This window comes from Streptomyces sp. NPDC093097 (genome assembly GCF_044754325.1).
GTDB lineage: Bacteria > Actinomycetota > Actinomycetes > Streptomycetales > Streptomycetaceae > Streptomyces.
Genome location: NZ_JBIVOW010000033.1, coordinates 14,380 through 34,768 on the forward strand (window position 1 = coordinate 14,380; position 20,389 = coordinate 34,768).

Consider the following 20,389-nt stretch of genomic DNA (forward strand, 5'->3'; position numbering starts at 1 on the left):
GCCATGACGTTCACCGGCTTTCCCCCCACCGCCGCGCAGTTGTACGCCCGGCTGGCCACCGACAACACCAAAGAGGGTTTCAAAGCGCTCAAGAACGTCTACGAACGGGACGTCCTGGCTCCGATGACCGCGCTCGCGCGGGAGCTGTCACAGGAGTTCGGCGACGTCCAGGTGCTGCGCCCGCAGCGCGACACCCGTATGTCGCACGACAAGTCCCCCTACAAGACCTACCAGGGGGCCTATGTCGATACCGGGCCGTGTCTGGGCTACTGGGTCCATCTGGACGCGGACGGCCTGTACGCGTCCGGGCGGTACTACCCCTTCGCCGCCCAACAGATCGCCCGATATCGCACCATCGCCGATGACGAACACAGCGGCTCTCAACTGGCCGCAATGCTCTCAGAGTTGTCCGCCGCCGGGTTCACGATCGGCGGCGACCGGCTGCGCACCAGGCCGCGCGGCACGCCCGCGGACCACCCGCGTCTGGAGCTCCTCAAACACCGCAAGCTGGACGTGGGGCGCCGCCTCCCGGCGGACGGTCCGCTGGACACCCGGCAGGCACTGGAGATGGTGCGCGACACCTGGCAGGCCGTGCGGCCGCTGCTGCGGTGGGCCGCCGAGCGCCGGATCAACGCCCTTGAGGAGGTGCCCAGATGAGCGAGCCGGTGGTGGATCTGCGCAGTGACACCGTGACCAGTGCCACGCCCGGCATGCGGGCGGCGATGGCCGCGGCCGAGGTCGGCGACGCCATGTACGGGGAGGACCCGACCGTCGCCGCGCTGGAAGAGCGGCTCGCAGAGCTGTTCGGCTTCGGCGGCGCGCTATTCCTACCCTCCGGCGTGATGGCCAACCAGATCGCGCTGCGGCTGCTCGTGCCGCCCGGCGCGGAGTTGCTGTGCGACGCCGAGGCGCACATCCTCGCGCACGAGGGGGGCGCGGCAGCCTGGCACGGCGGCATCCAGACCAGGTGCCTGCCCACCGAGCACGGCCTGCTCGACGCACGGGCGCTGGCGCCGCTGGTCCGGAAGGCGAACGCCTATACCGTCGGCACCCTCGCTCTGGAGGTCGAGCAGACCCACAGCCGCGGCGGCGGCTCGGTGCACTCCCTGTCCGCGCTGCGCGGTATCCGCGAACTGGCCGATACCGCCGGGATATCCGTCCATATGGACGGCGCCCGGATCTGGAATGCCCATGTGGCCAGCGGGGTTTCGCTGGCCGACTACGGAGCCGTCGCCGACACCATGTCGGTGTGCCTGTCCAAGGGACTGGGCGCTCCGGTGGGGTCGGTCCTGCTGCTGGGCGCCGACCGGCTCGACGAGGCCCGGCGGATGCGGCACCGGATGGGCGGCGGGATGCGGCAGGCCGGATTCCTGGCCGCTGCCGGGCTGTACGCGCTACGCCACCATGTCGCACGACTGGCCGAGGACCACCTCAACGCGGCGCTAATGGCCGACGGGTTGCGGGCGACCGGATGCGCCGTCCGGACCCCGGAGACCAACATCGTCCTGGTCCAGGCGGGCGATGCGCAGGCGGCAGCGGAACGGGCCGCACTGCACGGCGTGAAAGTCTCCGCCAGCGCTCCCGACGAGCTCCGGCTCGTCACTCACCTAGACGTCGACACGGCCGGCTGCGAGCGGGCCATCGACGTCCTCGCCCGGGCGCTCGCCGCGGCGGACCCGCCCTCCTCCTCCCGTATATGCCCGACGATTCCTGCAAATGACCGAGAAAGCGAAACACCTGATGACCATTGAGATCCAGCCGGCCACCGCCGAGCGCTGGGAAGACGTCCGAGCCGTGCTGCAGCCGCGCCCGAGCAAGCACACCTGCTGGTGCATGGCCTGGCGGCTGTCCACCGGCGACTACGGCAAGATGACGGCCGACGAGCGCGGAGACCATCTGAAGTCCCTCACCTCCTGCGATCCGGCACCGGGCGTACTGGCTTACGTCGATGGCCAGGTGGCGGGCTGGTGCAATGTCGCGCCGCGCAAGAACCTGGACCGGCTGGTGCGCTCCCGCACGATTCCCGCCGTGGACGCCGCCCCTGTGTGGTCGGTGACGTGTTTCGTGGTCCGGTCCGCCTTCCGCGGCAAGGGGGTCGCCGAGGCTCTGCTCCAGGGCGCGGTGGAGTACGCGCGCGAGAACGGCGCCCCGGCGGTGGAGGGCTACCCCGTCGATCCCGAGGGTGAGCGGGTCAACAGCACCCTCGCGCATGTGGGCACTATGGGGATGTTCGAACGGGCCGGATTCCAACGGGTCTTGAAGACCGAGGCCAAGAGCGACAAGCGCAACCGCTGGATCGTCCGGCTCGAACTCGGCTGACCGGTAAGGGCTGCTGCGCGTACGGCCCGATCCGCCGCGGTCAGGGCATACGGGCCGTGGTCTGCCACAGCGCCGTGGGGCGCCCACAGCGCAGCGCTTCCCAGGCCACCCTCCGGTAGCAGGCGGCCACCACCGCGTCGCGGGCCAGGCCCGCGGCGCCGTGTAGATGGACGGCGTCGCGGGTCACATCCAGTGCAGTCTCCGCGGCGAGGGCCGTCAGGCCCGCGGCCTCGCCGGAGGTGAGCCGTCCCGCGTCCAGGTCACGGGCGGCGTCGCCGACCGCCCAGCGCACCGCGTCCAACCGGGCGAGCAGCCCGGCCACCCGGAGCCGGGGCGACTGATGCTTGATCAGCGCCTGTCCGAATTGCCGGCGTTCGCGGATCCGGGCGACCACCGCGGTCAGTGCCGCGGCGGTCAGCCCGGTCAGCAGCGCAGCCTGGTACACGGCCACCTGCGGGCCGATCCGGCACAGCGCGGTGCGCGCCGCCTCGCCCTCCAAAAGGACGCTGCCTTCCGGCAGCGGCGCGGCGGCGAATTCGGCCGCCGCGCACGGTCCGCCGCCGTGGTCGGGCAACCGGCGGATGGTGACACCCGGGGCCGGCAGGGGCAGCAGCGCTACGCTCGGCCCTGGTGCGGCCCCCACGCCCCCAGCCGTGTGCTCCGCGTCCATGAACAACAGTAGGGCGCCCGGTTCCACGCCCGCCGAGAAGGGGCCCGCAATGCCACTGATCGCGCTCCGCCCCTCGTCCACGGTCCGGACGAGACCGCTGGGGGTGGTGCCGTCCGGCCCAGGCAGCCGTCCGGAAACCGCGACCGGGACGGCGCCGTCGCGGATGCCGGCCAGCAGTTGCGCGTGGCGATCGACGCCGCCGGGCGCGGTGGTCAACAGGTCGCAGGCAATGAGCGTGCCCAGCAGCGGCACCGGATGCAGGGCCGCACCGGTCTCCTCGCACACCATGGCAAGCACTGCCTGCCCCAGGTCCAGTCCATCGGCCTCGATGGGCAGCGCGAACTCCCAGGCGCCGACCTCGGTCAGGCTCCGCCATGCGTTGGCAGGCTCCTGTGGGGCGTCGGCGGCGGGCCCGAGGGTCTGCCGTACCGTCAGGCGCAGTTGGCGGAAGAGCGCGTCCTCCTCCTCGCGTTCTGTCCAGCGCTCCTCCTCGCGACGCCTGGGTACCTGTGTCGTCGGGGCTGTGGTCACGGTCGTACCTCCGCTCCGGAGTCCAGGCGCAGCCGCGCCAGGGTCTCCAGCATCATTTCCGCGGTGCCCCCGGAGATCCGCATGCCGGGTGCCTCGCGCAGGGCCGCGTCCAGGGGGTGGGAGACCTGACTCAGTGAGGGGTCTCCCAGGGTCATGTTCTGGTCGCCGTCCAGCTCGGCGGCCCACCAGGCGACCTCGGCGGCCAGTTCGGTGGTGTACCACTTGGCAGCCGCGGCCTCTTCCTCACCGAGCTCGTCCCGGTCGAGCCGGGTCAGGACCCGGCGGACCAGCGTTCCGGCGGCCAGCAGCCGGGTGTGCAGTCGGGCGAGTTCGATGTGGTCGTGCTGGCCTGGCGCAAGGCGGTCGCCGTGGCTTTCCAGGTGGTCGGCGATAGCGCGGTACCAGCGCAACGCCTTGACGTAGTAGTCAAGTCCGGTGCGCTCGAAGGCGAGGGTCTTGACGACGATGGCCCAGCCCTGGCCGGGCTCACCGACGATGTCGTCGGCGGAGACATACACACCGTCGAGGACGATCTCGTGGAAGGCGTCGTCGGTGATGCCGGGGACGGGCCTGATGGTGATGCCCTCGCCGCGCAACGGCACCAGGAACAGCGTCAGCGCATCGTTGTCGTCCCTGGCCAGGCACAGTCCGCGGTCGGCGAGCGGCGCGAACAGGGAGTGGACCTTTGTGCCATACAGGCGGTGGCCCGCCCCGTCCCGGACCGCGCGGGTCGACAGCACGCCGAGGTCCGAACCGGCCTGCGGCTCGCTGAACAGCACGCAGCCGAAGGCGGTGCCGTCGGCGAAGGACGGCAGGTAGCGGGCCTTCATCCGCTCGTCGGCGCAGTGCAGCAGGGTGGATCCGACGATCTGCACGGTGAGCGTGTGCAGCAGGTCGGGCACATCATGGGCGGCCAGCTCCTCGACGAGCACGGCGGCGGCCACCTGACTTACGCCGCGGCCGCCGTACTGCTCGGGCCACTGCGGGGCGAGTACACCGGCAGCGCCCAGCGCACGGTGGACGGCGCGGGGGTCGCGGGTACGGCGGGCCTCGGCCACAAGGGCCGATCGAAGAATGTCTCGTATCTCGTCGCGCAGGGCGCGCATCGGCGTGGACGGGGGCTCCTGATAGAGCTCGGTGCAGGGCACGGGTCCTCCTTTCACTGGGTCACATCGTTGGCGAACGGGGCGGCTCGGCCGGCGCCGGAATCCGGGGTGGACATCACAGGGCCGGGGTGTTCTGCGGCGTGGAGACGGCCCGGTACAGGGTTTTTTCAAGGTCCGCCATCAGGGCGCGCACGTCTCCGGCACTGGCCAGCGCCCGGTTGAACTCGGCGGTTCCGGTGATCTGCCTGTCGCGTTCGACCAGGCCCACGCAGGCCAGGGCCGTGGCGGGGGCCGGGCTGTAGAGCTCCAGGTGGCGGGCCGGGGGCCCGGGGATCTGGTCGATGTCGATGCCCGGCAGGTCGAAGGCGGTGCTTGGGTAGTTGTGCAGCGCGAACAGCACCGAGTAGGGCGGCGCGACCCGCCCGTCGCCGAACAACGCGTCCACCGGCAGGCTGCCGTGGGCCAGTGCGCGGGCAACGGCGGTCCGCGTACGCCCCAGCAGCTCGGGAAAGGACGGTCCACCCGAGCAGTCGACCCGGATCGGCACGACCGTGGTGAACTGTCCAATGGACGCCTCCAGTCCGGGCACGGAGCGCCCCGCGGTAGGAGTACCGATCACGATGTCCTCGCGCCCCGTGCGCCGGGCCAGCACGACGGCCAGGGCGGCGAGCAGGGTCATGAACGGCGTGGCGCCCCGCGCGGCACCCGCGGCGAAGGCGGACCGGGTGATCCCGGCGTCGAGCCCCACCGGCAGGTACCCGCGCCGGAACGGCCCGTCGGCTGCCCCATCGGACTCCACGCCCGCCAACTCACCTTTCCAGTAGGAACGTTCACCCTGCCCGACCGGACCATCGAGCCACTGGTGCTGCCAGAGCGCGAAATCGGGGAACTGCACCGCGGTCTGCTTGCCGACCAACTCACCGCGGTAGGCGGCGGCGAGATCGGCCAGGAACACCCCGGACGACCAGCCGTCGAAGACCGCCAAATGCGCCGCCAGGATCAGCACATGGTGGTCGTCGGCCAGCCGCAGCAGCCGGAACGCGCTGCCTTGGCCGGCCGCGAGGTCCAGCGGGGTCAGGGCGCTGTCGGTCACCTGACGGGCGACTTCAGCGGCCTGGTCCACGGCATCCGCGAGGTCGTGCACACGCAGCGAGAGGTCCGGTTCGCGGGCCACAGTCTGCACGAGCGTGCCGTGGGGCCCTTCGGCCAGGCGAGTGCGCAGCGCCTCGTGCCGGCGCAGGACGGTGGTCAGGGCGTGGCGCAGCCGCCGCGCGTCGAGGGGACCGCACAGTCGTACGGCGTGCGACCCAGTACCTATGGCGGGGTCGGTGCTCTGGGCGTAACGCCACAGACGGGCCTGGGTGAGCGTGGCCGGGACGGGCCCGTCCCCGATCCGGGGAGCGGGTCCGCTCACGACGGCCGGCAGGGTACTGGCGGTCGCACGAGCCACCAGCAGCCGGGCCAATTCCCGCTTGTGCGCAGGCAGCCGGTCCAGGGCACTGCGGGCCACGCCGGTCACACCGACCCCCCGGCGGCCGGGGCGGAATCCGTAGACCGGAGGGAGCGCAGCATTTCGGCGGCGTCCTCGTCGCTCATCTGCTCGATCTGCTCGAATACGGCCAGCAGCCGGTCCTGCTCTCTGGCGGACTCCTGCTGGGCGGTGCGCACCAGGTCGGCGAGTCCGGCGACGCTCGGACGGCCGAAGAAGTCCGCGAGGGCGATCTCGAAGCCGAACAGGGCCCGTACCCGCGAGACGACGATGGTGGCCTGCAGGGAACTGCCGCCCAGGGCGAAGAAGTCGCCTTCGACGTCAAGCCCGGCGCGCTCCAGCAGCGGCGCCACAACCTCGTTCGCGATGCGCTCCTCGATCTCGTCGCGGGGCGCGGTGCCGCTCGTCTCGGCGGCCTGGGCCGGCTGCGGCAGGGCCGCGTGGTCCACCTTGCCGTGCGCAGTCAGCGGCAGCGCGTCCAGCGGGACGACGACCGGGACCATGTAGCCGGGCAGCCAATGCTGAGCGTGGGCGCGCAGCGCCTCCGGGTCCACCTGGGCGCCGAGCACGGGAACGACATAGGCGACCAGCGTGCTGTCCTGATCGGCGCCGGACCCGGTGGTGCGGGTGGTGACCACGGCCTGGTCCACGGTGGGGTGGGCGGTCAACTGCGCCTCGATCTCGCCAGGTTCAACCCGGAAGCCGCGGATCTTGAGCTGGCGATCGACGCGGCCGAGGAACTCCAGGTTGCCGCCGGGCAGCCAGCGCACCAGGTCCCCCGTGTGGTACAGCCGTGCGGTGGCCGGGCCGTCGGCGTAAGGGTTGTCCACGAAGTGCTCGGAGGTCAGTTCGGGGCGACCGAGGTAACCGCGAGCGACACCGGGGCCCGCGACACACAGTTCGCCAGGGGCGCCAGGCGGCACCGGGCGCAGCTGCGCGTCGAGCACGAACGCCTGATGCCCGGCCATGGGACGGCCGATGGGCGGGTTGCGGTCGTAGGAGCCAGCGCAGTTCATCAGTGTGACGGCGACCGTGGCCTCAGTGGGACCGTAGCCGTTGACGAACGTGCGCTCGCCCGCGGTCCATTGGGCGACGAGTGGTCCGGGGAACGCCTCGCCGCCCACCGACACCAGCCGCAGATCGGGCAGCGCTGCGGGGTCGAGCAGCGGCAGCAGCGCGGGCGGCAGTTCGGCGACGGTGACCCGCTCGCCCGCCATGAGGCGGGTGAGCCGCTCGGGGTCCCGGCGCTGGTTGTCGTCGGCGATGACCAGCTGGGCGCCGGCCAGCAAGGTGGTGAACACCTCGAAGACAGACACGTCGAACGTCAGCGGCGCGAAGTGCAGCAGCCGGTCGGCGGCGGTGATGCCGTACGCCTTGGCGATGGCGCGGGAGAAGTGGGTGACCGAGCGGTGCTCGATCATCACGCCCTTGGGAGTGCCACTGCTCCCGGAGGTGTACAAGACATACGCAAGGTCCACGGGCTGGGACAGCGCGGGCAGCGGTGCGACCGCGTGGACCGGCGCGGCGTCACCGGTGGGGACGGTCACTACGGAGGCAGGGAGCCGGGTGTCGGCGCCGTCGTCGATCAGGGCACAGCGCACCCCTGCGTCAGCGAGGACGGTGCGCGTGCGCTCGGCGGGGGCTGTCGGGTCAACGGGTATGTAGTGGGCCCCGGCCTTGAGGACGGCCAGCAGCGCGGCCACGGCATGGGCACCGCGCCCCAGGCACACGGCCACCGGGTCACCGGGGACCGTGCCGCTCTCGCGAAGGCTGTGCGCGAGCTGCTCCGACCAGCGGTCCAACGCGGCGTAGTCGAGGGTGCCGCGGGCGTCGCGGACGGCGACGGCAGAGGGGGTGGCGGCGGCCCGCTCACGGAAGGCGCGGTCAAGGGTGGTGGTGTAGGCGGCCTCGTCCACGGGGCCGCCGCGGGACAGCTCACGGGCGCGCTCGACGGCGGCTGGCCCCTCCACCAGAGTGAGTTCGCCGATGGTGGTGTCGGGGTTGGCGGCGACCTGCTTGATGACGCGTTGGAAGGCCGCGAGCAGGGCTACGGCGGTACCGCGCCGGTACAGCGAGGTGTTGTACTCCAGCGCAAGTTGCAGCCCGTCCCCCTCGCTGACCAGGAAACTCATGTCGAACTTGGCTGCACCGTCGTGCAGTTGCTCGATGTCCAGCCGGACCCCGCCAGCCTCGGCGCTGTGCGTGCCCCAGCGCCCCAGCGAGGTGAACTCGATCTGGAACAGCGGATGCCGCAGCAGGTCACGGGCGGGCCGCACGGCCTCCACCACCTGCTCGAATGGCAGCTCACTGGCGGAGAAGGCGTTCATCACGTCCTCGCCAGTGCGGGCCACGAGCTCGCGGAACGTCAGGTCGTCACCGACCTGCGTACGCAACGTGATCATGTTGACGAAGCAGCCGATGAGCTGCTCCAGGTCGGGGTGCGGTCGCGAGGCGCTGGCCGTGCCGACGACCACGTCCTGCGTCCGCGTCCAGTGCCGCAGCATGGCGTTGAACGCGGCGAGCAGGGTGGTGAAGACGGTGGTTCCGCCCTCCTCGGCGACCGCGGCGAGGCGGTCGAGGAGTTCGCGGGGCAGGTTCAGGGACAGGCCCTGGCCCTCCGGCACGGTGTCGGGGGTGCGCGGCCGGTCCGGCAGGACCTCGGTGGCCTGCGCCCCGGAGAGCTGCTCGCGCCACCGTTTGGCCAGCTCCTTGGTGCGTTCCTGGTCGAGCTTGGCGCGCTGCCAGGTTGCGAAGTCGGCGTACTCGACTGGGAGTTGCGGGCGATCGGGACGGGACCTGGCGACCGCTGCCGCGTAGCCGGAGGTGAGTTCCTCGACGAAGACACGGGTGGATCCCGGGTCCCAGACGATGTGGTGCACGACCCACAGCAGCACGTGTCGTTCCGGGGCGAGCCGGACGAGCTGGGCCCGCACCGGAGGGGCGGCCTCCAGGTCGAAGGGCGCCTCGGTGAAGCGGCGGGTGAGTTCCGCCAGTTCGTGGTCGGGGTCCTGGTGACCGCTCAGGTCGTTGACGGGTACGCCCAGGACGAAGCCGGGCACTGGCTCTTGCCAAGGAGCGCCATCAACCTCGACGAGACGGCTGCGCAGCACCTGATGGCGGCTGATCACAGCGTTGAGCGTCTCGTGCAGGGCCGCAGTGTCCAGCGGTCCGCTGAGTCGGACGGCGAGCGCGATGTGGTTGCGGGCCCGGCCCGCACCCAACCTGTCCACGAACCACATCTGTTCTTGCTGGAAGGATACCCGCACCCGCTGACCCTGGGTGTCTCGGACGAGCTGGACGCCGGGGCGGGCACCGCTCGACATCTGGTTACGCATCCTGCCCAGCAGGCGGGAGCGCTGGTCCTGCGGCAGTCGGCCGAGCCGTTGTGCGAGATCACTCATGGTTTCCTCCGTTCGTCGGGACCGGCGCGGACCGGTGGATGGGGTGCATCTGGGCGAGCAACTCTGCGAGCCGCTCGGGCAGATGCTTGGCGAAGTAGTGGCGAGCGCCCGGTATCAGGGCGAGGTGGACCCGGTCCGCGTACCGGCCCCAGTTGAGGTAGCCGGTCTCGTAGCCGGCGGTGGCCTCGTCCGCGTCGCCGATGATGCACACCAGGGGTGTGCTCAGGGGTGTCCGGTAGCCGTCCGGGGTGCGGGCGAAGAAGCGGGCGGCTTCGGTCATGTCGTGGCGGACCATGCGCATCACGGCCGTCAGGTCGCGTTCGTCCAGGACGCCGTCGAAGCCGTCCATGGCCGACAGATGAGCCTTGATGTCCTCGTCGCTGGAGCGGCGCTCCATCTCCAGGGAGAATTCCGGGTCTTCCTCCGGCAGGGCCGCGGCGAGGTGCAGGGCGGTGGGCCGGTGCCCCATCTCCTCCAAGACCCTTACGGTCTCCAAGGCGGCGACCACGCCGGCGCAGTGCCCGTAGACCGCGAAAGGTCCGTCCACGGTGCGGACGATCTCCTCGGCGGCGGCCCGCGCGAAGTCACTGACGGACACCATGGGGGCTGGGGCAAGCGGGTCGTGGCCGGGGGGCGAGACGGCCCACAGGTCGAAGTGCGGCGGCAGCGCCGCGGCCAGCGGCTGGTAGGCGATGGCGTCGCCGCCGCCGTGCGGGAAGCACAGCAGAGCCGTGCGGGGCTCGTCGCCACCATGTGGCTGCGTAAGGCGATGCAGTAGCCGGTGCGGCTCAGGACGTTGGGGACCGGCTCGGCCGATGACACGTATGCGGGCCGCCAGTTGGCAGGGGGTGGGGTTGCTGAAGATCTCCACGACCCGGATGTCGCATCCCTGGTCCTCCGCCAGGGCGCGCACGGCACGTACGGCGGCGAAGGAGTCCCCGCCGAGGGCGAAGAAGTCGTCGTCAACACCCGCGGTGGGGATCCCGAGGACGTCGGCCCACAGGGCGGCGATCCGCTCGGTCAGTCCGTCGGCTGGGGCGGGTGCCACAGCCGGGGCCGCCGGGGCGTGGTCGGCCTCGGGGGCCCGTACGGCTTCGGGTGCGGTCGGCGCGGTGTGCGCGCGGGCCACGTGCGGCGCGGGCAGCGACCGCCGGTCCACCTTTCCATTGGGGTTCAGCGGCAGCCGCTCCAGCGTCACGATCTCGGCCGGTACGGCGTGCGGCGGCAGCACCTGCCCGAGCGAGGCCCGTTCGGCCGCCGGGTCAAGCGCCTCCTCGGTTCCGCTGGGGACGACATAGGCCACCAGGCGGTCGGAACCGCCGTCGTTGCGGGCCACGACCACGGCGTCGCGGACGCCGGGCCGGGCCCGCAGCGCGCTCTCCACCTCACCCGGCTCGATACGCAGCCCGTTGAGCTTGATCCGGAAGTCGGTGCGACCCAGCAGCTCGATGATCCCGTCCGCGCGGTATCGGGCCAGATCACCTGTGCGGTACAACCGCTCGGTCAGCCCCTCGTCCAGTTGTGCCACCACGAACTTCTCGGCGGTCAGGTCCGGCCGGTTCAGATACCCGCGGGCCAGTCCGGTTCCGGCCAGATGCAGTTCGCCGGGTACGCCGACGGGCACCGGGCGCAGTTGCCCGTCGAGGACGTACGCGCGCTGGTTGGCCATCGGACGGCCGTACGGCAGCCGGTCCCAGGACGGATCGACGCGGCCGACGGGAAATTCGATGGAGTGGATGGACGCCTCAGTGGCACCGCCGAGCGCGGCGAACGCGAGGTTCGGCGCGAAAGCGCGGATCCGGTCCGGCTGAGTCACCGGAATCCAATCGCCTCCGAGGAACGCGCATTTGAGGTACGGAAGTTGGGGCCCACCCGCATATTCGAGCTGCTCTACGAGGAGTTCCAGCAGCGCTGGCGCGGAGTTCCAAACCGTTACGCAATGACGGCCCATCAAATCGACCCAATGGGCGGGATCCTTGGCCGCTGTCGGCGCGGGCAGCACCAGAGTCCCGCCCGCGCCGAGCATGCCCAGCACCTCGTACACGCTCATGTCGAAGCTCGGGGACGACAGGGCTAGGACCGCGTCACCGGGCCGCACACCGTAGGAGCGGTTCAGGTCAAGCACGTTGTTGACGACACCTCGGTGTTCCAGCGCGATGCCCTTGGGCGTGCCGGTAGAGCCCGAGGTGAAGATGACGTACGCCAGGTTGCGGGAGGTGACGGCGGTGGCCGGCCGGGTGGCCGGCCGTTCCGCGATCACCACCCGGTCGACGTCCAGCAGAATCGGGGTGGTTCCCTCGTCCACCGGCACCCGGTCAACTAGTTCGGCGTTGCTGACCAGGACCGGTGCCGCCGCCTCCCGCACGAGGAAGGCCAGCCGCTCGGCCGGGTAGTCCGGGTCCAGCGGCACGTAGGCGCCGCCCGCCTTGAGGACTGCGAGGGTCGCGGTGACCAGATCCGGGCCGCGGCGCAGGCACAGCGCCACGGTACGGTCCGGTCCGACACCGGCGGCGATGAGGTGGTGGGCCAGCCGGTTGGCGCGCTCCTCGATCTCACGGTAGGTCACCGCCCAGCCGCCCATACCGCCACAGATCACCGCGGGCGCGTCGGGCCGCCGGTCGGCGTGCTCCTCGAACAGATGGTGCAGGCATGCGTCAGAGGGGAACGGGGCGCGAGTGGCGTTCCAGCCGTGCAGCATGGTCCGACGCTCGGCGGCGCCGAGCAGCGGCAGCGCGGACAGCGGGGTGTCCGGCGCCGCGGCGGCGCCTTCGAGGACGTTCAGGAAGTGGCCCAGCAGCCGGTCCACGGTGGCCGCGTCGAACAGGTCGGTGGGGTACTCGACCAGTGCCCGCACCGAGTCCCCGGCGTCGTGCACGCTGACCATCAGGTCGTACTTGGTGGCGCGGGAGGTGAAGTCGAGCTGCTCGGTGCGCAGACCTGACAGCGCCGGGGCGGCATCCGCCGTCTCGTCCAGCAGGAACATCACGGATGTCAGCGGAGGACGGCTGGGGTCACGGGGCTGCCCCACGGCGTCCACGATCAGGTCGAACGGCAGCTCCTGGTGCGCGTACGCCTGCAAGGTGGTGGACCGGGCCCGGTGCACCAGCTCACGAAAGGTGACCTCGTCCTGTGTCCGGATGCGCAGCGGCAGGGTGTTGACAAAGAAGCCGATCAGGTCACTGACCGCGGGGTGGTCGCGCCCGGAGACAGAGGTACCGACTACCACGTCGTCCTGCCCGGTCCAACGGCGCAGGGTGGCGGCGAAACCGGCCAGCAAGGTCATGTAGAGAGTGGCGCCCTCGCCGCGGCCGAACTCCCGGAGTCGCTCGACGAGGGGCGCGGGGATGTCCAGGTAGCGGGAGTCGCCGCGGTGGCTGAAGACCGGAGGGCGGGGGCGGTCGGTGGGCAGGTCCACGGGCGTGGCGCCGGCCAGCTCCGCACGCCAGAACTCGCTGAGCTGCGCCAGCCGCTCACCGCTGATGCGGCGTCGCTGCCAGTCGGCGAAGTCGGCGTACTGGAGGTGGAGTTCGGGAAGCTGGGCGGCGCGGCCCGCGACCAGAGCCGCGTAGCAGCGCTCCAGCTCCGTGTAGAGCAGCCGCATCGACCAGCCGTCGGTGACGATGTGATGCAGGTTCAGCACCAGCACATGGTCGTCGGCGGCCAGCCGGCCCAGCCGTGCACGCAGGGGGATGTGGGAGGCCAGGTCGAAGGCGGTGGCCGCGTCGGCGGCGTAGTACGCCAGGACCTCAGACTCGTCGGCAAGGACATGCACCGGCAGGTCCAGATGGAATCCGGCCAGCGGGCGCGGCACTGCCTCGGCACCACCGGCGTCGTAGACGGTCCGCAGCACTTCATGGCGGTCCACGACGTGCTGCAGTGCCGCCCTCAGCGCCTCGACGTCGAGCGGGCCACGGATGCGAGTGGCCACGGGCACGTTGTAGGCGGGACTGCCGGGCTGGAGTTGGTCGATGAACCACAGGCGGCGCTGGGCGAAGGACATCACCGCCGGCCGGGCGGGGTCCCGGGGAACCAGGTCGTCCTGCTCCCGCTGGGGAGTGGCACGCCCGGCTCGGCCCGTCAGCGCTTGGAACAGCGCCCGCCGGCCGGCCGGGAGCGCGGCGATACGTTCGGCGAGTCTGTCTCTCACCTGGAGCCTCCGTGGCTGTTCAAGGGGACTGGGGGTGCGGCGGGACGACCTGGGCGCCCCACCGCACCGCGTGGGGCTAGGCCTTCGCGAGGGACGGCTCCGCGTCCGCGGCGTCCTTGCCTTCTGCCTCGTCCCGGCTGCCGGGCTGTTCCTTGATGGACCGCACCGGACCGGTCAGCAGCGACAGACCGCCGATGACGGTGAGCCCGCCAGCCACCGCCAGGCCCGCGGTGAGGCCGAAGAGGTCACCGAGAGAGCCGCCGACGGCGTAGCCAAGGGCCAGTGCGCCATAGACGGCGGACAGAGCCGTGCCGCTGACCCGGCCCATCTGCTCATTCGGCGTTACGCCCTGCACCAGGCTCAGCACATGGATGTCGAACATCGGGCTGACGAAGCCGATGACAGCCTGGACGACCACTAGGCCAATGAAGCCGGCGAGCCCACCCGCGGTGGGCACCAGCAGGTAGCCGGCACCCAGCACCACGGCGGTGAGAATCATGGTGCGGCCCAGGGTGAGGAACTTGGCGACCTGCTCGGACAGCACAGCGCCGACGATGACGAAGACGGACATCACCGCGAAGGCCGCGCCCACCTGGCCGGGGCTGAGCTCCAGGACCTTGTACGCGTAGACGATCAGCAGCGCGTCACCCATCGCGGCACCCATGTTGACCACGACGTTGGCGGTGAACAGGCTGCGCAGGACGGGTGTGCCGAACAGGGTGCGCAGCCCCTCCTTCATCTCCTGCTTGGCACTGGCCTTGCGCTCCTGGAGCCGCTCCCGGTCCTCGCGGTGGCGGATGAGCAGCAGGGCGACCAGGGAGACCAAGAAGGTGGCCGCGTCCACGGTGATGGCACGCGCGGCGCCCAGCAGCTGCATCAGCGCACCGCCCGCTCCGGCACCGACCGCCTCGGCGAGACTGCGGCTGATCTGGAGCTTGGTGTTGCCCTCGACAAGGTTCTCGGTGCCGATGAGCTGAGGCAGCCAGGACTGGTAGGCGACCTCGAAGAAGGTGGTGAACAGGCCCACGACGCCGGCCACGACATAGACCTGCGTCATGGTCAGGGTTCCGAAGGCGAAGACCAGCGGGATCGAGGCCAGGGCCAGGCAGCGGCCGACATCAGCGACGATCATGATGTGGCGGCGGGACATCCGGTCGGCGACCAGCCCGGCGACCGGTGCCAGCAGCAGAAACGGCAGGAACCTCAGCGCACCCAGCACACCGACTTCGAGGGCGCCACCGTCGAGAACCACGATGGCGAGGGTCGAAAGCGCAAGCACGGATATCTTGTCGCCGAAATTGCTGATCGTCTGGCCGAACCATAGTCGGTTGAAGTCGGCGTGCCGGCCGAGAGCCATGAGCGGGATCCTTTTCTGACGGGGAGAGGACTTCTCGTATGCCACCGAACGTAGAAAGGCCGGGTTATTGCCCGGTTACGTATTTCGGGTTCCGAGGTTCTTGTTTCCGCTTTCCAGGACCCCGGATACGTCAACGCCCAAGGAAACGTGCGATGTCCGCGGATTCCGCGGCGATCCCGTCCCGGACGGCGGCGGACAACTCCCCGAACGGCTGTTCCGTCACCTCGCCGCCGCGCGCCAGACTCCAGGTACCCACCACCCAGCCGTCCACGACGACGGTGGGGCGGATCTGTCCGCCGCCCGGCCAGACCTGCCGTTCGTGCTCGGCGGGCACGGACAGCTCCCGGCCCCGGTAGGCGGTCAGGTAGTTGTCGTACGCGGGCAACAGCCGCACGTCCGGTGCCTCTCCGCCGTCGCCGGTGTCCTGGTCGCGTGCGGCGGGCCAGACGTCTTTGGCCTTCGACAGCGCCAGCCCCGACCAGGTGGCGAAGTCCTGCACGGTCGCGGGCCCGTAGCCGCACTGGTAGCGGCGGGCCAGCTCCGCAACGGCCGCGTCCCCACGCCAGGGGAGCGGGCCGTCCTGGGGCAGCCAGGAGTCGAGCGGGACGTAAGTGGCCCGGCCCACCCGCTCCGGTCCGTGGCACAGCTGCCCGGCCAGCGCTCCCCGGCGGATGAGGTGGAAGGCGGCCTGTCCCTTGGCGGGCACGCCGATATCCGCCAGACGAGCGGTCAGCTCCTCGCGGGTCAGCGGGCCCTCGGCGTCCAGGGCGTCACCGATGAGTCGCTCAGCGCGGGCGCACAGTTGGGCGTCCAGGCCCAATTCACGACAGCGACGTTCGCTCTGTTTGAGGAAGACGGGGCCGAGCAGGGCCAGCAGCCAGCGGACGTCGCGGGCGGGGACCAGCTGCAGAGTGCCGCGCATGAACCAGCCGCGTACGACCGTACGGTCCTCGAAGGTCGCCCGCCGCACATCGGCACCGGTGATACCGGTGCCGCGCACCCGCAGTCCCTGGGCGGCGGCCGCAACGTCCTGGGCCTGTACGGCGACGACCCGCTCGACCACCTCCTCTACCGAGCCGCAGCGGACCGAGCCGCCGATCGCCTGGGCGCGGGCGCGCCGGATACGGGTGAGCCGCTGTTCCACTGTGGTGTCCTTTTCCGCCGGCCTTCGTCGGCCAGCTCGCTCTGCACGATCGGCTCCGGCCGCACGGGCCACAGGCGCCGCCGGGCCCGCGCGGAGCCCTCGTACGCCCCTGGTCCCGTACGGCCGGAGGTCTCTTCAGTGTGGGAGATGTATACGGCGACCCCGGGCCGTCGGCCGCACGAGGCGGCTGACGGCCCGGCGGGTCAGCCGCGGCGGCGACGCAGCACCGCGTAGTAGCCAGGCAGTCGCAGCGCCTCGGCGTCGCCCTCAGGGTTCAGCGCGTGCAGCTGCACGGCGTCGTCCTCGACCAGCTCCCAGCACTCGGAGGGGAAGGCCCGCTCCAGCTCCGCCCGCGCAAAGCGGTGCGAGTGCCTGACACCGGCCGCCTCCAGCGGCGCCACCAGGTCGGCGGCACGCCCCTTGGCACCTCCGACGAAGCCGACGAAGCCGAACGAGTCCGCCGAGTAGTCGGGCTCGTGGACGATCAGCACCCCGTCGGGGCCCATCAGGCGATCGGCCACCTCGGCCAGCCGAGCCCGCCCGGCATCGTCCAGGACGTGGAAGACACCGCGTACGAAGATGTTGTACGGGCCCTTGCCCAGGGCCCTGGCCTGCTGCGGATCGGTCATGTCCAGCGCCTGGTAGGAGACGTTGGACAGCCCCTCGGCCTCGGCGACGGCCCGCTCGATGGCGCTGCGGGACACATCGACACCGACGACGCGCGGGAAGTGCGCGGCGAGTTCCCGGCTGTAGCGGCCGTTGCCGCAGCCGAGGTCGATCAGCGGCAGCCGCCTGTCGAAGTGCGCACGGGCCTGCTCAACGCACCAGACGAACTCCTCGGGGCTGTCCGCGTCCCACAGCACATCACCGCCGCGGCCGGTGCTGGTGATGCCGGCCCAGTAGCGCTCCCAGGCGTCGCCAGTGTCACGCTCGGCGGCTTCTAGGACCGGCGCGCCATCGGTATCAACGACCGTGGTCAGCTCCCCGACCAGGGTGGACGACAGCGGGAAGGCGTCAAGCTTCCAGGACTCCTCCTCGCCCAGGGATTCCAGCACGCCGCAGAAGGCGTCGAACATCTCCTCGATGAGGCCGTCGGGGTAAACGGCAGGCAGATAGTCCCAGTTGAACGTGAGACCGTCCGCCTTCTCGAAGATCTGGAAGTCCAGGGACACCTGCGGGGTCTGGGAGATCCCGTACACCGGGGCACCGAGCTCGGTCTCCTCGTACTGCGGCGGGTGGCCCGCCAGACTGGTCATGACGACGGGCATAGTCGGGGCCAGGGACCCGCGGAGCCTGGTGAGTTCGCGCAGCACCTGGACCCCGCTGAAGTAGCGGTGCTCCAGGTCGACCCACAGCCGGCGCTGGAGGTCACGGGCGCGCCCGGCGAACGTCGGCGAGGTGCGCTCGACCGCCAGCAACAGCGTGGTGGTGGTGTCCGCGATGAGGCTGTCGACCTGCGGGTGCAGCGGAATCCTGCTGTAGAGCGGGAAGTTGATGGTGAACCGCGACTGCCCGCTCCAGGCCGACAGCACCTCGGAGTAGGCCGCGGCCAGCACACCAGATGGCGTGACCTCGTGCTCGTGTGCCAGACGCTGGATACGGGTCCACAGGTCGGGGTCGATGCGGTGGCTGCGCCGCTGAAAGCGCATCGGCAGCTCGGGGGCGTCGGCCGGGCGCCCAGGCAGGCCGGGTGCCGGGGGCAGGGTGGCCAGCCGGTCGCGCCAGTACCACTCGGAACGGCGGTACAGCTCGGTTTCCCGCATGGGCTCGCGGGTGGCCAGCACGTAGTCGCGGAAGGTGAGCTCCAGCGGCTCGGGCATGTGCTCCGGATCTCGGTAGAACGCCACGAGGTCGGGAACCAGGACCTGGAAGTAGCTCCAGGCGTCCGCGATCAGGAAGTCCAGCGAGAGGTGGATCCGGGCCCGCACCGCCGTCCGGGGCGCGCCGTCAGCGGCGGGGAGCAGGGTCACCCGGACGTCGAAGAGCGGCCAGGTGTCGGCGTTGAGCACCCGGTGCGACAACTGCTCGCGCAGGGACAGGAGTTCCTTCTCGGCCCGCTCCGGATCGATCTCGGACAGATCGCGCACGGGGATGTCATAGGAGGGGATCTCCTCCAACACCCGCTGGGTACCGTCAGGAAGGACGACGGTGCGCAGCGCGTCGTGCCGCTCCACCAGGCGGTGCCAGGCCCGCTCGAAACGCGCCAGGTCGAGGTCGTGGCTCTCCCACTCGAAGTAGCCGTGGCAGCCGACGTTACCCAGGTCGACCAAGCCACCGCGCCCGATCCACATCGCCTCCTGGCTCTCGGTCAGCGGGAACGGCGCGAACCGTGCCGCGGGGTCGGGCACGATAGCGGGCAGACCGCCGAAGCCGGCGCCGCTCGTGGCGCGCTGAGTGGTCAGATGCTCGGCGAGTTCGGCGACGGAGGGCATACGGAAGAGCTCCGACAGGCTCAGCTCGACACCGTAGATGTTGCGCACCGCGTCGATCAGCCGGAACGCCAGCAGCGAATGGCCACCCAGATCGAAGAAGTTGTCGTGGATGCCGACCGCCTGGGTGCGGAAGAGCTCGGCCCACAGTCGGGCCAGCCCGTCCTCGGTCTCGGTACGCGGGGCCTCGTATCCGACGCTGACCGCGTCCCGTGCGTCGGGCGGTTCGGGCAGCGCGGTCCGCTCGACCTTGCCGTTGGGCAGCCGAGGCAGGGCCGGCAGCACCACGACATGGCCGGGCACCATGTAGTAGGGAAGGGTCGCGGCGACCTGCGCACGGATGTCGTCGGACCGAGGGTCGGCGCCGGGCACGGGGGCCACGTAGGCAATCAGGCGCTTGTCCCCAGCGGTGGGCTCACGGACGATGACCACGGCTTCCGCGACCTCCGCCAGCTGCGCCACAGCGGTCTCCACCTCGCCGAGTTCCACCCGGAATCCGCGGATCTTGACCTGTGAGTCGTCCCGGCCCAGCAGCTCCACGACGCCGTCGGTGCGGAACCGGGCGAGGTCGCCGGTGTCATACAGCACCGGTCCGGGGTTCTCCGGCAGCGGGTTGGCACGGAACTTCTGCGCGGTCAGTTCGGCACGGGCGTGGTACCCGGTGGCGACACCCGCTCCGGCCACATGCAGCCGCCCGACCTCGCCGATCGGCACCGGGCGGTCCTGGTCGTCGAGGATGTACACCCGCTGGTTGGCGATGGGCCGCCCCACCGGGACAGGGCGAGTACGACGGATCTCCTCGGGAGTCGCCCGGCTCGTGTGGTCAATTCCAGCGCCCAGGTCCAGGCATGAGAGCACGTTGGTGGTCTCGGTGGTGCCGTAGGTCATCACAACGCGGAACGGCGTGTCCACGGGCGGCCAGCTGTGGACGCGTTCCGCCGTGGTCACCATGATCCGCAGTTTGGTCCCGGCGGGCCAATCCAGGCCCCAGGCGGGCTCGGCCAGCGCGGCGACCAGCATGCAGTGGGTGATCCCGCTGGCCACCATCCAGTCCCGGATCTGCTCCGGGGTCTGCGCCTGGCCCGCGGCGGGGATGTGCACCGCGGCCCCCAGCGGCAGGTAGGGCAGCCACTCCATGATCTGTACGGCGAAACCAGGGGTGGACAGCCACGAGGCCCGGTCGCCGGGACTGACGCCGTAGGCGCGGCGGGTCCAGTGCACCAGGTTCGTCAGGGCCGAGTGCCGCTCCAGGACGGCCTTGGGCGTGCCGGTGGAACCCGAGGTGTAGATCAGATGGCTGACCGTGTCCGGGGAGGAGGGGACCGCGACGGGAGCGTCGGGGCCGTTGGCGTCGGCGACGGAGCGCCGGGCCACACCCTCGGGTATCCGCGCCGCCTGCTCATCGGGGACCAGCACGGTCAGCGGGTCGGAGTCCTCGACCATGGCGGCCAGGCGCCTGTCAGGATTGACCGGATCGAGAGCGACGATGGCCGCACCGGTCTTGAGGATGCCGAGCGAGCCGATGACGTACTCGGCGCTGCGCGGGTAGCACAGCCCGATCCGGGTGCCGGGCCCCGCGCCCAGTCCTATCAGACAGTGGGCGAGCCGGTTGGTCTCGCTCTCCAGCTCGGCGAACGTCCACGAGCGGTCGCCGTGCACCAGGGCAGGGGCACCAGGGGTACGGGCGGCCTGTTCGGCCAGGAGCTGGGCGTAGCCGGTGTCCGGCCAGAGGGTTTCGGTGCGGTTGAACTCCACCAACTGTCGGTGGCGCTCGGGCGGGGAGACAGCACTCACGG

11 protein-coding genes are annotated in these 20,389 nt (G+C 71.0%); 3 read left to right on the forward strand and 8 right to left on the reverse strand.

The window, feature by feature from the left end; all coding sequences use genetic code 11:
- The first annotated feature begins 3 nt into the window (after window positions 1-3).
- The 3 genes from ACIQE0_RS35805 to ACIQE0_RS35815 are packed head-to-tail and all read left to right on the forward strand — an operon-like array spanning window position 4 to window position 2,319.
- Complete coding sequence (locus ACIQE0_RS35805; RefSeq protein ID WP_402339782.1) at window positions 4-657, forward strand: DUF2461 domain-containing protein; 654 nt, start codon at window positions 4-6, stop codon at window positions 655-657.
- On the forward strand, window positions 654-1,751 hold the full coding sequence (locus ACIQE0_RS35810) for a threonine aldolase family protein (protein ID WP_402339785.1): 1,098 nt from the start codon (window positions 654-656) through the stop codon (window positions 1,749-1,751). Before ACIQE0_RS35805 ends, ACIQE0_RS35810 begins: the two co-directional genes overlap by 4 nt.
- A complete protein-coding gene (locus tag ACIQE0_RS35815) occupies window positions 1,717-2,319 on the forward strand; it encodes a GNAT family N-acetyltransferase (RefSeq protein WP_402339788.1) in 603 nt (200 codons plus the stop codon). Before ACIQE0_RS35810 ends, ACIQE0_RS35815 begins: the two co-directional genes overlap by 35 nt.
- Window positions 2,320-2,359: 40 nt before the next feature.
- Here the strand turns inward: ACIQE0_RS35815 and ACIQE0_RS35820 are convergent, their stop codons facing one another.
- From ACIQE0_RS35820 to ACIQE0_RS35855, 8 genes are all read right to left on the reverse strand, one after another.
- Entirely contained in the window at window positions 2,360-3,520 is a 1,161-nt protein-coding gene (locus tag ACIQE0_RS35820; protein WP_402339791.1) for an acyl-CoA dehydrogenase family protein, read from the reverse strand.
- On the reverse strand, window positions 3,517-4,668 hold the full coding sequence (locus ACIQE0_RS35825) for an acyl-CoA dehydrogenase family protein (RefSeq protein ID WP_402339794.1): 1,152 nt from the start codon (window positions 4,666-4,668) through the stop codon (window positions 3,517-3,519). Before ACIQE0_RS35825 ends, ACIQE0_RS35820 begins: the two co-directional genes overlap by 4 nt.
- A 73-nt stretch (window positions 4,669-4,741) precedes the next feature.
- Window positions 4,742-6,136: a condensation domain-containing protein gene (locus ACIQE0_RS35830; RefSeq protein WP_402339797.1), complete on the reverse strand. Its 1,395-nt coding sequence runs from the start codon at window positions 6,134-6,136 to the stop codon at window positions 4,742-4,744.
- A gap of 5 nt (window positions 6,137-6,141) precedes the next feature.
- Window positions 6,142-9,516 (reverse strand): amino acid adenylation domain-containing protein, encoded by a 3,375-nt coding sequence (locus ACIQE0_RS35835; protein ID WP_402339800.1) that lies wholly within the window; start codon window positions 9,514-9,516, stop codon window positions 6,142-6,144.
- A complete protein-coding gene (locus ACIQE0_RS35840; protein WP_402339802.1) occupies window positions 9,509-13,663 on the reverse strand; it encodes an amino acid adenylation domain-containing protein in 4,155 nt (1,384 codons plus the stop codon). The genes ACIQE0_RS35835 and ACIQE0_RS35840 overlap by 8 nt, the downstream gene beginning before the upstream one ends.
- Before the next feature lie 76 nt (window positions 13,664-13,739).
- A complete protein-coding gene (locus tag ACIQE0_RS35845; RefSeq protein WP_402339805.1) occupies window positions 13,740-15,020 on the reverse strand; it encodes an MFS transporter in 1,281 nt (426 codons plus the stop codon).
- 130 nt (window positions 15,021-15,150) lie between these two features.
- Window positions 15,151-16,164 carry a winged helix DNA-binding domain-containing protein gene (locus ACIQE0_RS35850; RefSeq protein WP_402339808.1) on the reverse strand — a complete coding sequence of 338 codons (1,014 nt, stop codon included), beginning with the start codon at window positions 16,162-16,164 and terminating at the stop codon, window positions 15,151-15,153.
- 203 nt (window positions 16,165-16,367) lie between these two features.
- Complete coding sequence (locus ACIQE0_RS35855; RefSeq protein ID WP_402339810.1) at window positions 16,368-20,387, reverse strand: amino acid adenylation domain-containing protein; 4,020 nt, start codon at window positions 20,385-20,387, stop codon at window positions 16,368-16,370.
- Between the last annotated feature and the right edge of the window lie 2 nt (window positions 20,388-20,389).